Below are 18,077 nucleotides of genomic sequence, written 5' to 3'. Positions count from 1 at the left end.
AACAATGTTTGGCTTTGTTACCACTTGGCTGCTGGACGGCAGAGTGGCGGCTGGGGCCGACGGTGTGGTGCTGATGGTGTTCCAAATCTATTTATATTTTCAGGAGATACCAAGATGACCAAGTTTGAAGAGACAACCGGTGTGCCGACTGTAAAAGCCAAGACGCGAGCGCCGCAGCCTAGACGTTTTCGGAATTTTTTCAATCCGCCTGTTCCCACTAACACAGAGCAAAATATTGAAGGGGGACAGATTAATTTGCTGCGTACACCGAAAATCCCCGAAGGGCTCAAGGTGGACATTCCGGCTTTTACTACAGTCGGGCCGCCCAGTACGATCGATACGGTAACCGTTTACATTAACGAAAAGCCCGTTCACAGTTTTGAGTTGCCGGTGCCCCATGTGGTCTCGTTTCCCATTCCCGTGACGCTGCAGGATCCGGTGCTTGAGTCTCACGGTGAGAAAATCGTCTACTTTGATGTCGTCAACTCCATAAATCCCAATGATGGGGTTTCGCAAAATCTTACGGTAACAGTCGACAGGCTAGATCCGAATCTTGGCGCTTTTCCAGCGGCCATCATTCTTCCGGCGGATCTGCCGGATGCCACGGTGACGCCTGAGTATCTGGAAGCGCACGACAATCAGTTAGTGTTGCAGATTCCAGACTACCTTGACCCGCAAGTGGGTGACTATTGGGCAATCCTCTTTGGCGATGAGCAGTCGCAACCCAATAAGGGCGGGCTGGTCAGTGAAAGGCCCATCAATGTAGTGCTGACAACAGACGAGTTGCTCCTTGCTGGGCCGGGTACCAAGCAGGTGACCTATATACTGGAAGACCGGGCCGGCAATCCGAGCAAGCTGGCACACCGTCAGCAAGTATTCGTAATCCTCGAGCCAACGCCCATCGACCTGCTACCACCCAGGGTGGATGCAGCGCCCATTGATATTGTCGAGGCACGTGAAGGCGTGCTGATCGAGGTGGATGAATATACCAATGCCCTGGCGGGCGATGAAGTACGTGTGTACTGGAATGATATTTATGTGAATCGAGCCATCCTGCCGCCAACGCCTAACTGGCCTTTGCCGTTTACTGCATCGTGGGCGACTATTTCCAACGGGGTCGAGGGGACCGCGCATACGGCCAAAGTGCGCTATGAAGTCATCCGCAGCAAAACCTACCCTTCTCCTGTCCTGGACGTGGAAGTTGACCTGGAGTTGATTGGGCCGCCTAACCCGGGCGAGCCCGATCCGGTCAATCCGGAGCTGGATGTTCCGCTCCTGACCTCGTCGACGGGGGAACTGAATCTTCTGCGCCCAGAGGATGCAGGCCAGCCTGCCGACGTCAGTTTTACCCTGTATGATCCTGCGCAAACGGGGGAGGTTATTCGGCTTTACTATGGTCCGGAAAACCTGTTGGTGGCCACCTACACAGTGCTGAGCACAGACACTCCCGGTGATTCGATCCCGTTGCAGATCAGCTGGGACGATATTGTCACGGTCGGCAATGGAACGGACATTCCGCTGTTCTATAAAACTTTTGCCAATGCGACCACCACCAACTTCCAGTCGTCGGGCAGTCAATTGGTGGATGTCAGTGCCATTCCATTGGCAGCGGTCAACGAGCCTGAGTTGAATTTGCTCGGTAACCAAGTGGGTATCAGTTGTTCCGATTTTCCATGGCGAGGTGTTAATGCCAGGATTCTTGATGCTCAACATCTTCAAGTGGGCGACACCATTACTTTGCACTGGCTGGGCCTGGAAGGTTTTACCAATTCGGTGCCTGTCGAAGCGACGCGTTCATCTTTTACACGGGAAGTACTCAATCAAAACGAAGTTGACACTGGGGTAAATCTCATAATCCCATGGATTCCCTGCATGGAACCGCTACGCAGCGGCTTTGTCGAGCTGTATTGGATTCAGGAACGTGGTGGCCAGGCAATTGGCCGTTCTCCAGTGAAGTCTTACTACTACTTTGGCGAACAGGGGACCGGGCTTTGCCCAGGAAGGCCATAAGCTGATTGTTTGATAATGAATGAAGCCGAGCAATGCTCGGCTTCATTTTTTCTATATAGACGCGACACTACCTGTTGATTGCGCCTACTTCTTATGAGGAATATTCCTACATAAGATTCTGTCAGAAGTTTCTATTCTGCGCTCCGAACAAACGGGGCTTGAACTAGTTGGCTCTGTTTAATCCGGAACTGAATAGTCTCAATGCTGCGGAGTAGAATCTCATGACCAAGCCAAGCATCTTCAAACCCTCGGCGCTTTCGTGCGCCTTGCAGGCAGCCCTTGTCGCACCTTTGGTGATGGCATCGGCTCAGGCCCTGGCTATCACCAAGGTTGTCGAAAGCAACCAGACCTTTACCGCTACCTCGGGGACGCCGTCCTACAACTATCGCGTAATGGAAAATGCCACCCTGAATGTCCAGGGTTCCCGTACCGAGCACATTCAAGTGCGCAAGGGGCTGTTGAACATCGACGGTGGCACGGTCACTGCCGGGGGCTCAAACAACGCTGTTGCCCTGGTCAGTGGTACCGCCCGCATCGCTAACGCTCGTATCGATAGCGCCCAAGGCAGTGGCCTGACGATTGGTCGATTAATGGATAGCTCGGCAACCGGTTCTGAGGTCCAGGTCCAGAGCAGCGAAATCACCGGTGGCCGATTCGGTGCAACGCTCAGCGCCTATAGCAGCCTGTCGCTCAAAGACTCGAGCCTGAGCGGCGCTACGGCTGATGGTCTGCTGATGATCGGCGGCCAGGCGCAGACGTACAACAGCGTGATAGAAGGCGCCGAGAGCGGCGTGCGCTTGTCCCATGAATACTATGGCTCTGAAGCCAACGAGCAGGCCCCGACGTTGCTCCTGGACAATAGCAAAGTGATCGGGGGGACTGGAGCGGCCCTGGTGGTGGACTCTGCAACTACCGCCCGTATCGACGTGCTCAATGGTTCGAGCCTGGAAGGCGCCAACGGCAACTTGCTTGAGCTCAAGAACGCCGGCTCGGCGGATATGCAGGTCAGCCGCAGCACCCTGGTCGGTAACATCCTGGTTGGTGAAGGCAGCACTGCAAATCTGGACTTGAGCAACGCCAGCCTGGAAGGTGACGTGATCGTCGCCGCGGGCGGCGCGGCGCAACTGAGCCTGAACGATCAATCGCTGTTCAAGGGGCGCCTGGAAAACGTCGACGCATTGGCGCTCAATGGCGACAGCACCTGGGCGCTGATTGACGACAGCCAGGTTGAGCAGTTGAGCCTGCAGGGCGGTCATGTGCAATTCGGCGAGCCTGGCCAGTTCTATCGCCTTGACCTGGGAGAGTTGTCTGGCAACGGCACCTTTCATATGTCGGCTGACTTCGCCACTGGCGAAGCCGACCTGCTCAATGTCAGCGGTCAGGCCAACGGTCAGCACACCCTCGCCATCAGTGCCAGTGGTCACGACCCGGCTAACGTTGAACGGATCACCGTGGTCACTACCGGCGGCGGCGACGCCGAATTCAGCCTGTTGAACGGTCCTGTAGACCTAGGTGCGTTTTCCTACGGCTTGACCAAGGAAGGCAACGACTGGCACCTGGACACCGAGAAGAAGGTCATCAGCCCAGGCACCCGTTCGGTCCTGGCGCTGTTCAATACCGCACCAACCGTGTGGTACGGCGAGCTGTCGTCGCTGCGTACCCGCATGGGCGAGTTGCGCTACAACGAAGGTAAAAGCGGCGCCTGGGGCCGGGCTTATGGCAGCAAGTACAACGTTGCCGAGTCGTCTGGCACCGCCTACAAGCAAACCCAGCAGGGCTTTACCCTGGGTGCCGATGCCCAGGTGGGCGACAGCCAATGGCTGGTCGGTGTGCTGGCCGGTCATAGCAAGTCCGACCTGGACCTGAGCCGCGGTACTACCGGTACTGTCGACAGCTACTACGCCGGTGCCTATACCACCTGGCTGGACCAGGACAGCGGTTATTACTTTGACGCGGTGGCCAAGGTCAACCGCCTCGACAACAAGTCCAAGGTGGCGATGAGCGACGGCAGCCAGGCCAAGGGCAACTACAAGACCAGCGGTGTGGGTGCATCGGCCGAGTTCGGTCGTCACATCAAGCTCGATGACGGCTACTTCGTTGAACCCTTCGCCCAGGTGTCGGCCGTGAGCATCCAGGGTGCGTCCTACGACCTGGACAGCGGCCTGAAGGCTGAAGGTGACCGTACTACCTCGGTGCTTGGCAAAGCCGGTGCCACGGTGGGTCGCAACTTCGACCTGGGCGAGGGCCGTTTTGCCCAGCCGTATCTGCGCGCTGCCGCGGTGCATGAGTTCGCCAAGAACAACCAGGTCAAGGTCAACGACAACGTGTTCAACAACGACCTGTCCGGCTCGCGTGCCGAGGTCGGTGCCGGTATTGCCGTGTCGCTGTCCGAGCGCCTGCAGTTGCATGCCGATATCGATTACAGCAACGGCGACAAGATCGAGAAGCCGTTCGGTGCCAACGTCGGGGTGCGTTTCACCTGGTAAGCGCGTAAAGAAGAAGAGGAAGCCTTGGCTTCCTCTTTTTTTGTTTCAGTCGCAGCGTTTGTCCCAATGCCTGAACAACGGCTCGGCCAGAAACAGCACGAACAGCAAACGCATCACCTGCAGCGCCGTGACCAGCGGTACCGACAGTTGCAAGGTTTCGGCGGTCAGGCTCATTTCGGCGATGCCGCCGGGCATCATGCCCAGGGTCAACGAGCGCAGGTCGAGGTTGGTCATGACGCTGAGCACGCAGGCGGCGATACCGGCGATCAGCATGGTCAAGGCCGTGGCGATCAAGGTGCGCCCGAGAAACGACGGCGCCCGGCGAAAGAACGCGCGGTTGAAGTGGCAGCCCAGGCCGCTGCCGATCAGCCATTGGCCGATCTGGCTGGCGCCGTCGGGCAGGGCAACCTGCAGGTTGGCGCTGACACTGGCCACCGCCGCCACCAGCAACGGCCCGAACAGCCACGGGTTGGGTTGTTTCAAGCGCTGCCAACCCAGGGCCAGCAACACGCCCAGCGGGCAGATCACTACCAGCCAGCTCCAGTTGACGCTGCCGGTGTGGGTCAACGGCACGCCATTGCCGAGCAAAAACTTGAACAGCGCCGGCACGCACAGCACCACCGCCAGTACCCGCAAACTCTGCGCTGCCGCCACCTGGCTGAGCACCGCGCCGTTGCGGGCGCCGAGGTTGACCATCTCCCCGGAGCCGCCGGGCATGCTGGAAAAGAACGCCGTGGCGCGGTCTTCACCAGTACGGCGCAGCAACCACACCCCGACCACACTGGAGACGCTGGTGATCAGTGCCCCGCAGAAAATCAAACCGAAGTTGCTCGCCACCTGCTCGACCACCGCCGGGGTGAAGTGCAGGCCGATACCGATGCCGATGATCCACTGCCCGCATTTGCGCCCACCGGGGATCTCGCTCAGTTGCCAGGGCGTCAGGCAACGCACCAGGATGATCGCCAGCAACGAGCCGACCATCCATGGCAGTGGCCAGCCGACCCTGCTGGCGAGGTAACCGCCAGCCAAGCCGACCAGGCCGGTGGCCCAGTACAGTTTCAGGCGGCCATCAGACATCGGCCAGGGCACGGCGCTGAAGGCTGCGCTTGCGCCAGATGCGCAGCAGCGGCAGGAGCATCATGGCGATGGTCAGGCCCCACACGCTGACGCTGATCGGGCTCGACCAGAGGATGTCCAGGGCGCCGTTGGAGATCGACAGCGCACGGCGCAGGTTCTGCTCCATCAGCCCACCGAGGATGAAGCCGAGGAGGATCGGCGACAGTGGGAAGTCCAGCTTGCGCAGGATGTAGCCGAAGATGCCGATGCCGATCATCAGGAACAGGTCGAAGGTGGTGGCATGCACTGCGTACACACCGATCGCGGTGATGATCGCGATCACCGGCACCAGTGCCCAGTTCGGCACGGCGAGGATGCGGGTGAAGATGCGGATCATCGGGATGTTGAGGATCACCAGCATGATGTTGGCGATAAACAACGAGGCGATCAGGCCCCAGACGATGTCTGGCTGCTGTTCGAACAGCATTGGCCCCGGGGTGATGTTGTACAGGGTCAGGGCACCGATCATCACCGCCGTGGTGCCCGAACCGGGTACGCCGAGGGTCAGCATCGGTACCAGGGCGCCGCAGCAGGAAGCACCGATGGCGGTTTCCGGCGCCGCCAGGCCGCGTTTGTCACCCTTGCCGAAGGTGCCGCTGGCACCGGCAATGCGCTTCTCGGTCATGTAGGCCACGGCGCTGGCCAGGGTTGCGCCGGCACCGGGCAACACGCCCATGATGAAGCCGAGCAGGCCGCAGCGAATGTTGACCAGGAACACCGAGGCCGCTTCCTTGAAGTTGAACAGCATGCGTCCGGTGGCTTTCACCGCTTCGTGGCCGTGATGGGTTTTTTCCAGCAGCAGGAGGATCTCGCTGATGGAGAACAGGCCCAGGACCAGCACCACGAACTGGATGCCGTCGGCGAGGTGCACGCTGTCACCGGTAAAACGGTACACACCGCTGTTGGCGTCGATGCCGACGCTGGAGAGAAACAGCCCGATCAGCGCCGCGATGAAGGTCTTCAACGGCCGGTCACCGGCCATGCCGCCGAGGCAGACAATGGCGAACACCATCAGCACGAAATATTCCGCCGGGCCAAAGGCGATCGCCCATTTCGCCAATAGCGGTGCGAACAGCACCATGCCACAGGTAGCGATTAAGGCGCCGATGAACGAGCTCCAGGCCGACAGCGACAGCGCCACTCCGGCCAGGCCCTGGCGGGCCATGGGGTAGCCGTCGAGGGTGGTCATTACCGTCGAGGCTTCACCGGGGATGTTGAGCAGGATCGAGCTGATCCGCCCACCGTATTCGCAGCCCAGGTACACCGCTGCCAGCAGGATCAGCGCCGACTCCGGCGGCAGGCCGAGGGCAAAGGCAATCGGGATCAGCAGCGCCACGCCGTTGATCGGGCCCAGGCCCGGCAACAGGCCGACCACGGTGCCGATCAGTGTGCCGGTGAGGGCAGTAACCAGGTTGTAGGGGCTCAGGGCGACGCCGAAGCCCTGGCCGAGATAGCCAAGCGTATCCATGTCAGTTCTCCAGAACGTCGAGCAGGCCGAGGGGCAGGGGCACATCCATCACACGGTCGAACAGCCAGTACAGGGCGATGCTCATCAGGCCGATGATCACCACGCTGGGCAGCCAGCGTCCGCCATACAGGCGCGCCATCGGCACGCCGATGAGGATGCTGCTGACAATGAAGCCCAGCGGCTCGAAGGTAGCGGCGAAGACCAGCAGCAAGGCGACGCAGAGGCCGATCTTGTTCAGGGTTTCGCGGTCCAGTTTGGGCTCGTCATCCTTGCGGACGATGGGCGTGGGGCGAAAGGCCAGGTACACAAGGCCCGCAGCCATCAGGCCGAGCATCAGCAAGGGATAGGCGCGTGGCCCGACCGGTTCGTAGGAAAAAGCTGCCTGGTAGGGCCAGGCCATCACTGCCAGGGCGGCGCACACCGCCAGCAAAAACAGGGCGAAGAGGCGTTGCAGGATCATTGGGGAATCCTCTTTTCGCGGGGCAAGCCCGCTCCCACAGGTCAACGCTGCGTCTGTGGGAGCGGGCTTGCCCCGCGATGCGTTCGAAAGGGGAGAGGCTTACTGAATCAAGCCAAATTCCTTGGCCAGGGCCTTGTAGTCAGCCACCTGTTTCTTCACGTAGGTGTCCAGCTCGGCGCCGGTCATGGCGAAAGGGAACAGCTCGCGCTGGTCGCGCAGCTTGGCGAACTCTTCCGAGGCCAGCAGCTTGTCGAACGAGGCTTTCCACCAGTCGTACTCTTCATCGGTCACTTTCGGCCCGAGGTAGAAACCGCGCACCACCGGCCAGACGATGTCATAGCCCTGTTCCTTGGCGGTGGGGATGTTCTTCATTTCCGGCTCGTCCAGGCGGGTTTCGGCAAACACCGCGAGCAGGCGCATGTCTCCGCTCTGGATGTGCGGCATGGAGTCGGAGATATCGGTACTGCCGACCTGAATATGGCCGCCGAGCAGCGCCGTGGCGATTTCGCCGCCGCCTTCCAGGGCTACATAGCGCAGGTCGCGCGGGTTGATCCCGGCGGCCTTGGCGATCAGCGCGGTCTGCATCCAGTCCTGGCTGCCGACGGTACCGCCGGAGCCGATCACCACCTTGCTCGGGTCTTTTTTCAGCGCTGCGACCAGATCGTCGAGGGTCTTGTAGGGCGAATCGCTTTTCACTGCGATGGCACCGTAACTGGTGCCCACCGCCGCCAGCCAGCGCACGGCGTTCTCGTCGAAGCGGCCGAACTTGCCTTGTGCCAGGTTCAGCAGCGAACCACTGGACCAGGCCACCAGGGTGCCGGCATCGGCCGGACGCTGGGCGACCACAGCGTTATAGGCCACCGCGCCGACACCACCGGGCATGTAGGTGACGCGCATCGGCTTGCTGAGGATCTTCTCGTTGATCAGGGCGCTTTGCACCAGCTTGCAGGTCAGGTCGAAGCCACCGCCGGGCGAGGCCGGGGCGATGCATTCGGGGCGTTTCGGTTCTGCGGCCAGGACGTTACCGGCAAGCAGCAGGCAACCGGTGGCGAGGGCAATACGGCGCAGTGAAAAAGTCATCGTCTATCTCCGTGAGCATTATTGTTGTCGGGGATTACCACAGCGCAAGGCTGTAACTCACCAGCAGTCGCACTTCGTCGGCATCGCGGGCGAAGTTGGAACGGAAGGTGGCGTTGCGCAGGCGCACGGCGACGTTTTTCAGGGCGCCACTTTGCACCACGTACTTGAACTCGGTGTTGCGTTCCCACTCCTTGCCCTCACCGCCATCGGCCAGGCTGACATTATCGCCGCTGATGTAGCGGGTCATGAAGGTCAGGCCGGGGATGCCCAGCTTGGTGAAGTCATAGTCGTAACGAGCCTGCCAGGAGCGCTCGTCGGCGCCGGCAAAGTCGTTGATCTGCACGAAGTTGACCAGGTACGGGTCGGCGCCATCGACATAGGGGAAGGCCGTGTCGCCGGACAGGTGCTGGTAGCCGGCGCTGAGCTTGTGGCCATTGAGGCCGTAGCTGAGCATGCCGTTGAGCGCGGTGTTGTCGATGTTGCCGCCGCGAGCCTGGCCCTGGTCGTCACTGAAGGCCATGCGCAGGTCGGCGCCGAAGGTCCCCGGGCCCCAGGGCTGGGAGGCGATCATGCCGACGAAGTGCTGACGGTAGACATCGTCGAGCTGGGCCCAATGATAGCTGCCGGTGATCTTGTCGGTGAATTTGTAGTCCAGGCCGGCCATGTCGAAATGGTTACCGGCGACGGTGCCGAGAAAGCGGCTGTTCTTGTTGTTGAGGGCAATGTCTTCGTTGTTGGTGCTGTCGCGGTCACGGGCTTTTTCCAGGCGCCCGCCGGTGAAGGTCAGGTTCTTGATCTCGCCCGAGGTCAGCAGGCCACCCTCGAAGGTCTGCGGCAGGATGCGCCCGTCGTTGGGCTGCAGGGTGGGCAGTTCCGGGATCAGGGTGCCGACCTTCAATTCGGTCTCGGAGCGTTTCACCTTGCCGGTCAGGCCGAGCTTGGAGTACTCGTCGGCGGCGCGGCCATCGTCATGGGTCGGCAGCAGGCCGGTGCCGGTGCGGTCGGGGCTGGAGTCGAGCTTGATACCAAGCATCCCCAGGGCATCAAGGCCAAAGCCTACAGTACCTTCGGTATAACCTGACTCGAAGTTGAGCATGAAGCCCTGGGCCCACTCGTCCCGTTTGGACTGCTGGGCGCTGGTACCGTCGCGAAAGTCGCGGTTGAAGTACATGTTGCGGGTTTCAAAGCTCGCCTTGCTGTCATCGAAGAAGGCGGCCTGGCTCAACGGGGCGACGCCGGCAAGGGCGAGGGCGCTGGCAACTGCGGTCTGGCGGGAAGGTAGACGTCGGGTAGGCGCGTACGCCTGCGGCTGCATGGACAGCATCGTGGAGTGACTCCGTTATTGTTCTTATTAGTTCGGACCTTGGGTCCGGTTTTACGGCAAGCAGAGTGAGCCGTGAGAGGATGCTAGGACGTGAACCTTTCGCTAACCTTTCAGCAGCTTTTGATTGCTGCGAAGGCTTCACAGGCGGGCTGTCGGCTGTACACTCCGCGCCATTGAACGCGACGCAAAGGGGAGAGATCGATGCGTGTGCTGCTCGTCGAAGACCATCTGCAACTGGCCGAAAGCGTGGCCCAGGCCCTGAAAAGCACCGGTCTGACCGTGGATGTGCTGCATGATGGCGTGGCCGCCGACCTGGCCCTGGCCAGCGAGGAATACGCCGTGGCGGTGCTCGATGTCGGCCTGCCGCGCATGGACGGTTTCGAGGTGCTGGCGCGCCTGCGCGCCCGCGGCAAAACCGTGCCGGTGCTGATGCTGACCGCGCGCAGCGACGTCAAGGACCGGGTCCATGGCCTGAACCTGGGCGCCGACGATTACCTGGCCAAACCCTTCGAACTGACCGAGCTGGAAGCGCGGGTCAAGGCCCTGTTGCGCCGCAGCGTCCTCGGTGGCGAGCGCCAGCAGCGCTGCGGGCCGCTGGTCTATGACCTCGATACCCGGCGTTTCACCCTCGGCGAAGAGCTGCTGACCCTGACCTCCCGCGAGCAGGCCGTGCTCGAAGCGCTGATCGCCCGGCCCGGGCGGGTGATGAGCAAGGAGCAACTGGCCGCCCAGGTGTTCGGCCTGGATGAAGAAGCCAGCGCCGACGCCATCGAAATCTACGTGCACCGCCTGCGCAAGAAGCTCGATGGCCATCCTGTGGCCATCGTTACCTTCAGGGGGCTCGGCTACCTGCTCGAGCATAAAGATGCGTGACAGCGGCAGCCTGCGCGGGCGGCTGCTGTGGAACCTGGCGATCCTGCTGGTGGTGCTGATGCTGGCCAGCGGCCTGAGCGCCTACTGGAACGGTCGCGAAGCCGCCGATACCGCCTACGACCGTACCTTGCTGGCCTCGGCGCGGACCATTGCCGCCGGCCTGTCGCAGCGCGACGGCACCCTCAGCGCCGATGTGCCTTATGTGGCCCTGGACACCTTCGCCTACGACAGCGCCGGGCGCATCTACTACCAGGTCAACGATATTCATCAGCGCTTGATCTCAGGCTACGAAAACCTGCCGGCACCGCCGCCCAATACCCCGCGCACTGACGACTACCCGGCCCTGGCACGCTTCTACAACGCCCGCTACCTGGGCCAGGACGTGCGTGTGGTCAGCCTGCTCAAGGCGGTCAGCGAGCCGAACATGAACGGCATGGCCGAAATCCGCGTGGCCGAAACCGAAGAAGCGCGGGTGCGCATGGCCCGCAGCCTGATGGCCGATACGTTGCTGCGCTTGGGCATGCTCGCCCTTGGCGCCCTGATGCTGGTGTGGTTTGCCGTCAGCGCTGCCCTGCGCCCGCTGGAGCGCTTGCGCAGTGCCGTGGAAGAACGTCAGCCCGATGACTTGCGGGCCTTGCCGGTGGTTCAGGTGCAGCGCGAACTGAGCCCGTTGGTACGCGCGCTGAACCACTTTACCGAACGCCTGCGCGGTCAGTTCGAGCGGCAGGCGCAGTTCATTGCCGAAGCCGCCCATGAGCTGCGCACGCCCCTGGCGGCACTCAAGGCACGGGTCGAATTGGGTTTGCGCTCGAATGAGCCGCAGGTCTGGCGCGAAACCCTGGAGTCCGCTGCGCAAGGCACCGATCGCCTGACCCATCTGGCCAACCAGTTGCTATCGCTGGCGCGGGTCGAGAACGGCGCGCGGGCGATTGCCGAGGGCGGCGCGCAACGCCTGGACCTCAGCCAGCTGGCCCGTGAACTGGGCATGGCCATGGCGCCGCTGGCCCATGCCCGTGGCGTGGCCCTGGCGCTGGAGGCCGAGGTGCCGGTGTGGGTGCGCGGCGAGCCAACGCTGCTCAACGAGCTGCTCAGCAACCTGGTCGACAATGCCCTGGCCCATACACCCAAGGGCGGCAATGTGATCCTGCGGGTCAGCGCCCCCGGCATTCTTGAGGTTGAAGACGACGGCCCGGGCATTCCTGAGCACGAGCGGGAAAAAGTCTTCGAGCGTTTCTACCGGCGCAGTGCCCAGGGTACCGGCCTGGGCCTGGCGATTGTCGGCGAGATCTGCCGCGCGCATTTGGCGCAGATCAGCCTGCATGATGGCGAGCGTGGTGGCTTGAAGGTACGGGTCAGCTTCAGCGCCGACTAGCGGAACATCGCCTTGGCGTCGAGCAGGTCGCTGGCCTGCAACTCGGTGCCGGTGGGCAGGCGCAGATGGCGGTAGGCGGGCAGGGCGGCCAGTGGTCGTTCCTTGCTGTTGCTGCTGAGCACCTGGGCGATCTGCACGATATCGACGTAATCGACCTTGTCGGTGCCGCGGTCCAGGTCCTGGATCAACCCGGGCAGGTGCACCAGTTGCTCGGGGAACTCCCACACGCTGAGGATCTTGTCGCCCAGTGCCGGATGGATCTGCTCGATCACATAGTTCAGGCTGACCGGGTCGGAAAGCAGCTCGTTGTGCTCTTCGGCATACAGCAGGATCGGCAATACACCAATCTGGTGAACCAGCCCGGCCAGTGCCGCCTGGTCCGGCTTGAGCTGGGTGAAGCGCAAGCACAGTTCATAGCTGATGCCGGCTACTTCCAGGCTTTTCGCCCAGATCTCGCGCATTTTTTGTTCAACGACATCGGAGCGGGCGTGGAAGATCTGTTCGATCACCAGGCCGATCGCCAGGTTGCAGCTGTAGTTGATGCCCAGGCGGGTGATGGCCGTGTGCAGGTCGGTGACCTCGGTGGCGGCGCGCAGCAAGGGGCTGTTGACCACCTTGATCAGGCGCGCCGAGAGCGCCGCATCGCGGCCGATCACCTTGCTCAGGGTGCTGACGCTGATCTCGCTGTCTTCGGCGGCTTCGCGAATGCTCAAGGCCACTTCCGGTAGGGTTGGCAGCACCAGGTCATCGTTGTCGATGGCGCTCAGCAGGTGGGCCTGGATCATCTCGGCCATCTTGTTCATGGTGATTCTCTACCGCAATTGAGGAGTGCCCCGCCCATAAAGGGCGGGAGCAGGCTCAGCGCTGGATTTCGCGATCGCGATCCAGTTCGTAAGGGAGCGTCAGCAGCGCCAGGCGCGGGCCTTCGGGGCTGCCCAGGTGCAGGTTGTCGTCTTGCACGGCATCGGCGCTCAGCACGGCCAGCAGTTCGCTGCCCTGCTCGCTGCGGGCGGCCAGCACCACTTCACCGACAGAGGAGTTATGGGTTGGCGAGAACACTTCGGTCCCGGGCTCCGGCAGGCTGCCCTCGGCCAGGGCCAGGCGGTACTGGCGGCGCTTGAGCTTGCCCAGGTATTGCATGCGCGCGACGATTTCCTGGCCGGTATAGCAGCCTTTCTTGAAGCTGACGCCACCAACGGCTTGCAGGTTGATCATCTGCGGGATGAACAGTTCGCGGGTTTGCGGCATGACCTGGCCAATGCCGGCACGGATCTGGCCGAGCAGCCAGTCGTTGAGGTCGGCGTTGGCAAGCTTGGCGGCCAGTTGGGCTTGCACCGCTTCGGCCTGCTCGGCAGGTACCCACAACTCGACACGAGCGGCCGATACCGCGATGGCGATCAGGCCGTTGTGACGACTGACGGCGTCGGTCTGCGTCGGCACTTCCAGGCCCAGGGCTTGCAGGGCAGCTTCACCGTCGTGCAGGCCGAAGCGCACCCAGGCGGCACTGTCGTCGGTCAGCTTGGCCTTGGAGAACACCGCGTACTTCTTGAGGTCGGCCAGTTGCGGCTCGAGCAGTTCGCGGGTCATCGCCAGCAGGTAGCCATCACCCTCGGCAAGGATGCGAAAGCTCGACTGCATGCGGCCTTTGACCATGCAGCGGGCGCCGAGGCTGGCAGTATGGTCGTTGAGGTAACTGATATTGCAGGTCAATTGGCCTTGCAGGAACTTGCCGGCGTCCGAGCCGCGGACGGCGAGAACGCCTTCGTGGGAAAGGGTGCAGAAAAAAGCGGAGTCGGCCATGGTTTATCGCAAGGTGATAGGACTGGGGCCCATGATAGAGCGCTGTCGGCAAAATAGGTAGTTGAGTGCAGGCCTCTGTCATTATTTGCTCACATGTCCGGACCAACGTCGCGTGTCCCTCGGGCGCGGGCTCTGTATACTGGCGGCCTATTTTAGGAGGGCTTCATGGTCGAACAATCTGAACTCAACCGGCTCTTTTGGCACAGCCGCCGCGGCATGCTTGAGCTCGATGTATTGCTGGTCCCGTTCAGCGCGGAGGTCTACCCAACCCTGAGCGAGGCCGATCGTGAGTTGTACAAGCGCCTGCTGAGCTGCGAAGACCAGGACATGTTCGGCTGGTTCATGGAGCGCAGCGAGTCCGAAGACCCGGAGCTGCAACGCATGGTTCGCATCATCCTGGACCGTGTCCAGCCCAAGTGAGCGCTTCGAATGTCGCTGGCAGGGCTCAAGGGTTCTGCTGGCGGCTTACCTCGCCAGTCTGCTGCTAGCCCTGTTGGCGCTTGGCCTGCTGCAGGTGCCACTGTGGTTGCGCCTGGTAGCCATTGCCCTGTGCCTGTTACACGCGCTGTGGACTATTCCCCGGCGCATTCTGCTGACCCACCCCCAGGCCATTACCGCACTGCGTCGCGATGCTCACGGCTGGCAGTTGTTCAGCCGCGCCCAGGGCTGGCAGGCGGTGCAGCTCAAGCCCGACAGCCTGGCCTTGCCCGGGTGGGTGGTGCTGCGCTTTCGCAGGGTCGGGCGGCGTTTAACCGAAGGCCAGTGCATCGCCTTTGACGCGCTGGAGCCGGTGCAGCACCGGCGCCTGCGTTTGCGCCTGAAGTTCAGTCGGCGTAGGTGGGCGGCTGCAGGATAGTGTCATGGGCCTCACTGAGCATGCCCGGGTAATCCAGGGTGTAGTGCAGGCCACGGCTTTCCTTGCGCTGCATGGCTGAGCGAATCATCAGCTCGGCAACCTGGGCCAGGTTGCGCAGCTCGATCAGGTCGCGGCTGACCTTGTAGTTGCTGTAGAACTCGTCGATTTCGTCGAGCAGCAGGCGCACTCGGTGTTCGGCACGCTGCAGGCGCTTGTTAGTGCGCACGATGCCCACGTAGTCCCACATGAAGCGCCGCAGTTCGTCCCAGTTGTGGGCGATGATCACGTCTTCGTCCGAGTCGGTTACCTGGCTTGCGTCCCAGCACGGCAGCGCCTGCGGCATCTCGACCTGGTCCAGGCGGGCGACGATGTCGTTGGCGGCCGAGCGCCCGTAAACGAAGCATTCGAGCAGCGAGTTGCTGGCCATGCGGTTGGCGCCGTGCAGGCCGGTGAAGCTGGTTTCGCCGATGGCGTACAGGCCCGGCACGTCGGTCAGGCCTTGTTCGTCGACCATCACCCCGCCGCAGGTGTAATGGGCGGCCGGCACCACCGGGATCGGCTGGCGGGTGATGTCGATGCCGAAGGTCAGGCAGCGCTCGTAAACGGTGGGGAAGTGGCTTTTGACGAACTCGGCCGGTTTGTGGCTGATGTCCAGGTAGACGCAGTCCACCCCCAGGCGCTTCATTTCATGGTCGATGGCGCGGGCGACGATATCGCGCGGGGCCAGTTCTTCACGGGGGTCGAAGCGCGGCATGAACCGCTCGCCGTTGGGCAACGTGAGCAGGCCGCCTTCACCACGCAGGGCCTCGGTGATCAAAAAGCTCTTGGCCTGCGGGTGATACAGGCAGGTCGGGTGGAATTGATTGAATTCAAGGTTGGCCACCCGGCAACCGGCGCGCCAGGCCATGGCAATGCCATCGCCGCAGGCACCGTCGGGGTTGCTGGTGTACAGGTAGACCTTGGCCGCGCCGCCGGTCGCCAGCACGGTGAAACGGGCACCGAAGGTGTCGACTTCGCCGGTATTGCGGTCCAGTACATAGGCCCCCAGGCAGCGATCGCCGTCCTGGCCCAGACGCCGCTCGGTGATCAGGTCGACTGCCACCCGCTGCTCCAGCAGCTCGATGTTCGGGCGCAGTTGTGCTTGTGCCAGCAGGGTAGTGAAGATCGCCGCACCCGTGGCATCGGCGGCGTGGATGATGCGTCGATGGCTGTGGCCGCCTTCGCGGGTCAGATGAAATTCAAAACCGCTTTCTTCGTCGCCGGCGTGTTCGTCACGGGTGAAGGGCACGCCCTGGTCAATCAGCCATTGAATCGCTTCGCGGCTATGCTCAACGGTGAAGCGCACGGCGTCTTCATGGCACAAGCCGCCGCCGGCATTGAGGGTGTCCTCGACGTGGGACTGCACCGTGTCGGTATCGTCCAGTACCGCGGCCACGCCGCCCTGGGCCCAGAAGGTCGAGCCATTGGCGAGGTCGCCCTTGCTGAGCACGGCGACGCGCAGGTGGCCGGGAAGGGTCAGGGCCAGGCTGAGGCCGGCGGCACCGCTGCCGATCACGAGAACATCATGTTGGAATTGTTGGCTCATGTCAGGACACTAGTATCTGAAGGGGGGGATCGGCACAATAGTCAGGCGCTTATGGCATTGTGAAACTATCGTGAATCTGGACCGGCTGCCTTTATAGCAGTCACAAGGCCCTGATTTCCAATGGCGCTTGCACAGTCCTGGTAGCCTTCTGTGGGAACTTTCCGTGATGTATGGATATCCATAGAAGGCTGCCCGCACGCCATAATGCCGCGGCGACGCACGACAGGCGCCCCATGAAGGCACTGTTTGCGTATTCGAGACCCGATTATCGACGCAGGCGGCCGTGACCGCGCTGCGTTTTTCGTGCGAGCCGACCAAGGGCCGCAGGAAACTTGCTTGGAGGGGAGAACTTTTGCGCAAAGCCCGAGTCTATGGTTGCAAGCCTGAACGGTGGCGGGTGCGACGCTCCTTCGAGTTCACTGAGGAGTGTTCATGCTAACCCAGGAAGAGGATCAGCAGCTTGTCGAGCGCGTGCAGCGTGGCGACAGGCGAGCGTTCGATCTGTTGGTGCTGAAGTATCAGCACAAGATTCTCGGGTTGATCGTGCGTTTTGTCCACGACACCCATGAAGCCCAGGATGTGGCGCAAGAAGCTTTCATCAAGGCTTACCGCGCGCTTGGTAATTTTCGCGGTGACAGCGCCTTTTATACCTGGCTGTACCGTATTGCTATCAACACGGCAAAGAACTACCTGGTGTCCCGCGGTCGGCGGCCACCGGACAGTGATGTAAGTTCCGAGGATGCGGAATTTTACGACGGCGATCACGGCCTCAAGGATCTGGAGTCCCCCGAGCGCGCGTTGTTGCGAGATGAGATCGAAGGCACCGTCCATCGGACCATCCAGCAGCTGCCAGAAGATTTGCGTACGGCGTTAACTTTACGTGAATTCGATGGTCTGAGTTACGAGGACATTGCGAGCGTCATGCAGTGTCCGGTGGGTACCGTGCGCTCTCGAATCTTCCGCGCTCGGGAGGCCATAGACAAAGCCCTGCAGCCGTTGTTGCAGGAAACCTGAGACAGCGGCGACAGCCAAGAGAGGAACCGCCATGAGTCGTGAAGCTTTGCAGGAATCGCTGTCCGCGGTGATGGATAACGAAGCGGACGAGCTGGAGTTACGTCGGGTATTGAATGCCGTCGACGATCCTGAAACCCGTGCTACCTGGTCGCGTTACCAGGTTGCCCGTGCAGCCATGCACAAGGAGCTGGTGCTGCCACGGCTGGATATCGCCTCGGCCGTATCCGCCGCCCTGGCCGATGAAGCCGCTCCTGCCAAGGTCAGCCGTGGCCCGTGGCGCAGCCTGGGCCGCCTGGCCGTCGCCGCTTCGGTGACTGTCGCGGTACTGGCCGGCGTTCGTCTGTACAACCAGGATGAGATCAGCGGTGCCCAGCTGGCTGCCCAGCAACCGGCCCAGCAAGGTCTGAGCCTGCCACAGGCGCAAGGCCCGGCCGTATTGGCAGGCTATAGTGAGAATGCAGAACAGCCGGGCCCGATGGCCAATGGCGTGCTGCAAGGGCAAACCGGCTGGCATGACCAGCGTCTGCCTGGCTACCTGCGTCAGCATGCTCAGGAAGCAGCCCTCAAGGGTACCGAGAGCGCTCTGCCGTATGCACGTGCAGCCAGCCTGGAAAATCGTTAAGTAAGGAGGAT

The 18,077-nt window shown here is 61.8% G+C and carries 16 protein-coding genes; 8 read left to right on the top strand and 8 right to left on the bottom strand.

From position 1 onward, the window contains the following. The first annotated feature begins 114 nt into the window (after positions 1-114). Both KHO53_RS04925 and KHO53_RS04920 read left to right on the top strand, forming a co-directional pair. Positions 115-2,010, top strand: a complete 1,896-nt coding sequence (locus KHO53_RS04925) for a hypothetical protein (protein WP_213570047.1) — start codon at positions 115-117, stop codon at positions 2,008-2,010. Between the two features lie 221 nt (positions 2,011-2,231). After that, positions 2,232-4,496 (top strand): autotransporter outer membrane beta-barrel domain-containing protein, encoded by a 2,265-nt coding sequence (locus KHO53_RS04920; protein WP_213570046.1) that lies wholly within the window; start codon positions 2,232-2,234, stop codon positions 4,494-4,496. 45 nt (positions 4,497-4,541) lie between these two features. On the opposite strand, the gene KHO53_RS04915 is transcribed toward KHO53_RS04920, so the two are convergent. The 5 genes from KHO53_RS04915 to KHO53_RS04895 all read right to left on the bottom strand — a co-directional run bounded on the left by KHO53_RS04915 (position 4,542) and on the right by KHO53_RS04895 (position 9,944). Further along, positions 4,542-5,573: an AbrB family transcriptional regulator gene (locus KHO53_RS04915; RefSeq protein WP_010220958.1), complete on the bottom strand. Its 1,032-nt coding sequence runs from the start codon at positions 5,571-5,573 to the stop codon at positions 4,542-4,544. Continuing rightward, positions 5,566-7,080 carry a tripartite tricarboxylate transporter permease gene (locus KHO53_RS04910; protein WP_010220959.1) on the bottom strand — a complete coding sequence of 505 codons (1,515 nt, stop codon included), beginning with the start codon at positions 7,078-7,080 and terminating at the stop codon, positions 5,566-5,568. Before KHO53_RS04910 ends, KHO53_RS04915 begins: the two co-directional genes overlap by 8 nt. Position 7,081: 1 nt before the next feature. Then, positions 7,082-7,540 (bottom strand): tripartite tricarboxylate transporter TctB family protein, encoded by a 459-nt coding sequence (locus KHO53_RS04905; RefSeq protein WP_213570045.1) that lies wholly within the window; start codon positions 7,538-7,540, stop codon positions 7,082-7,084. 99 nt (positions 7,541-7,639) lie between these two features. After that, the gene (locus KHO53_RS04900) at positions 7,640-8,620 is read right to left on the bottom strand and encodes a Bug family tripartite tricarboxylate transporter substrate binding protein (protein WP_036996685.1); all 981 of its coding nucleotides are present in this window, start codon (positions 8,618-8,620) and stop codon (positions 7,640-7,642) included. 34 nt (positions 8,621-8,654) lie between these two features. Continuing rightward, a complete protein-coding gene (locus tag KHO53_RS04895; RefSeq protein WP_213570044.1) occupies positions 8,655-9,944 on the bottom strand; it encodes an OprD family porin in 1,290 nt (429 codons plus the stop codon). Between the two features lie 201 nt (positions 9,945-10,145). Here KHO53_RS04895 and tctD point away from each other — a divergent pair, with 201 nt between their 5' ends. Further along, positions 10,146-10,817: a two-component system response regulator TctD gene (tctD, locus tag KHO53_RS04890; RefSeq protein WP_010220964.1), complete on the top strand. Its 672-nt coding sequence runs from the start codon at positions 10,146-10,148 to the stop codon at positions 10,815-10,817. Then, a complete protein-coding gene (tctE, locus tag KHO53_RS04885; protein WP_010220965.1) occupies positions 10,810-12,189 on the top strand; it encodes a two-component system sensor histidine kinase TctE in 1,380 nt (459 codons plus the stop codon). The genes tctD and tctE overlap by 8 nt, the downstream gene beginning before the upstream one ends. Here the strand turns inward: tctE and KHO53_RS04880 are convergent. Next, positions 12,186-12,992, bottom strand: coding sequence for an HDOD domain-containing protein (locus KHO53_RS04880; RefSeq protein WP_010220966.1), 807 nt, complete (start codon positions 12,990-12,992; stop codon positions 12,186-12,188). The genes tctE and KHO53_RS04880 overlap by 4 nt on opposite strands. 55 nt (positions 12,993-13,047) lie before the next feature. Then, the gene (ygfZ, locus tag KHO53_RS04875; protein ID WP_036996683.1) at positions 13,048-13,989 is read right to left on the bottom strand and encodes a CAF17-like 4Fe-4S cluster assembly/insertion protein YgfZ; all 942 of its coding nucleotides are present in this window, start codon (positions 13,987-13,989) and stop codon (positions 13,048-13,050) included. A 165-nt stretch (positions 13,990-14,154) separates the two neighbouring features. On the opposite strand from ygfZ, the gene KHO53_RS04870 reads away from it, so the two are divergent. Both KHO53_RS04870 and KHO53_RS04865 read left to right on the top strand, forming a co-directional pair. Continuing rightward, positions 14,155-14,409 (top strand): FAD assembly factor SdhE, encoded by a 255-nt coding sequence (locus KHO53_RS04870; protein WP_010220968.1) that lies wholly within the window; start codon positions 14,155-14,157, stop codon positions 14,407-14,409. Further along, positions 14,393-14,845: a protein YgfX gene (locus KHO53_RS04865; RefSeq protein ID WP_036996682.1), complete on the top strand. Its 453-nt coding sequence runs from the start codon at positions 14,393-14,395 to the stop codon at positions 14,843-14,845. The genes KHO53_RS04870 and KHO53_RS04865 overlap by 17 nt, the downstream gene beginning before the upstream one ends. Here the strand turns inward: KHO53_RS04865 and nadB are convergent. Further along, the gene (gene nadB / locus KHO53_RS04860) at positions 14,814-16,430 is read right to left on the bottom strand and encodes an L-aspartate oxidase (protein WP_010220970.1); all 1,617 of its coding nucleotides are present in this window, start codon (positions 16,428-16,430) and stop codon (positions 14,814-14,816) included. The genes KHO53_RS04865 and nadB overlap by 32 nt on opposite strands. A 432-nt stretch (positions 16,431-16,862) precedes the next feature. Between nadB and rpoE the strand changes: the two genes are divergently transcribed. Further along, positions 16,863-17,444 (top strand): RNA polymerase sigma factor RpoE/AlgU, encoded by a 582-nt coding sequence (rpoE, locus tag KHO53_RS04855; protein ID WP_010220971.1) that lies wholly within the window; start codon positions 16,863-16,865, stop codon positions 17,442-17,444. A 31-nt stretch (positions 17,445-17,475) separates the two neighbouring features. Continuing rightward, positions 17,476-18,066: an RseA family anti-sigma factor gene (locus KHO53_RS04850; protein WP_010220972.1), complete on the top strand. Its 591-nt coding sequence runs from the start codon at positions 17,476-17,478 to the stop codon at positions 18,064-18,066. Positions 18,067-18,077: the final 11 nt, after the last annotated feature.

Source organism: Pseudomonas sp. RC2C2 (assembly GCF_018390435.1).
GTDB lineage: Bacteria > Pseudomonadota > Gammaproteobacteria > Pseudomonadales > Pseudomonadaceae > Aquipseudomonas > Aquipseudomonas donghuensis.
This window is presented reverse-complemented; position numbering and strand designations above follow the sequence as displayed.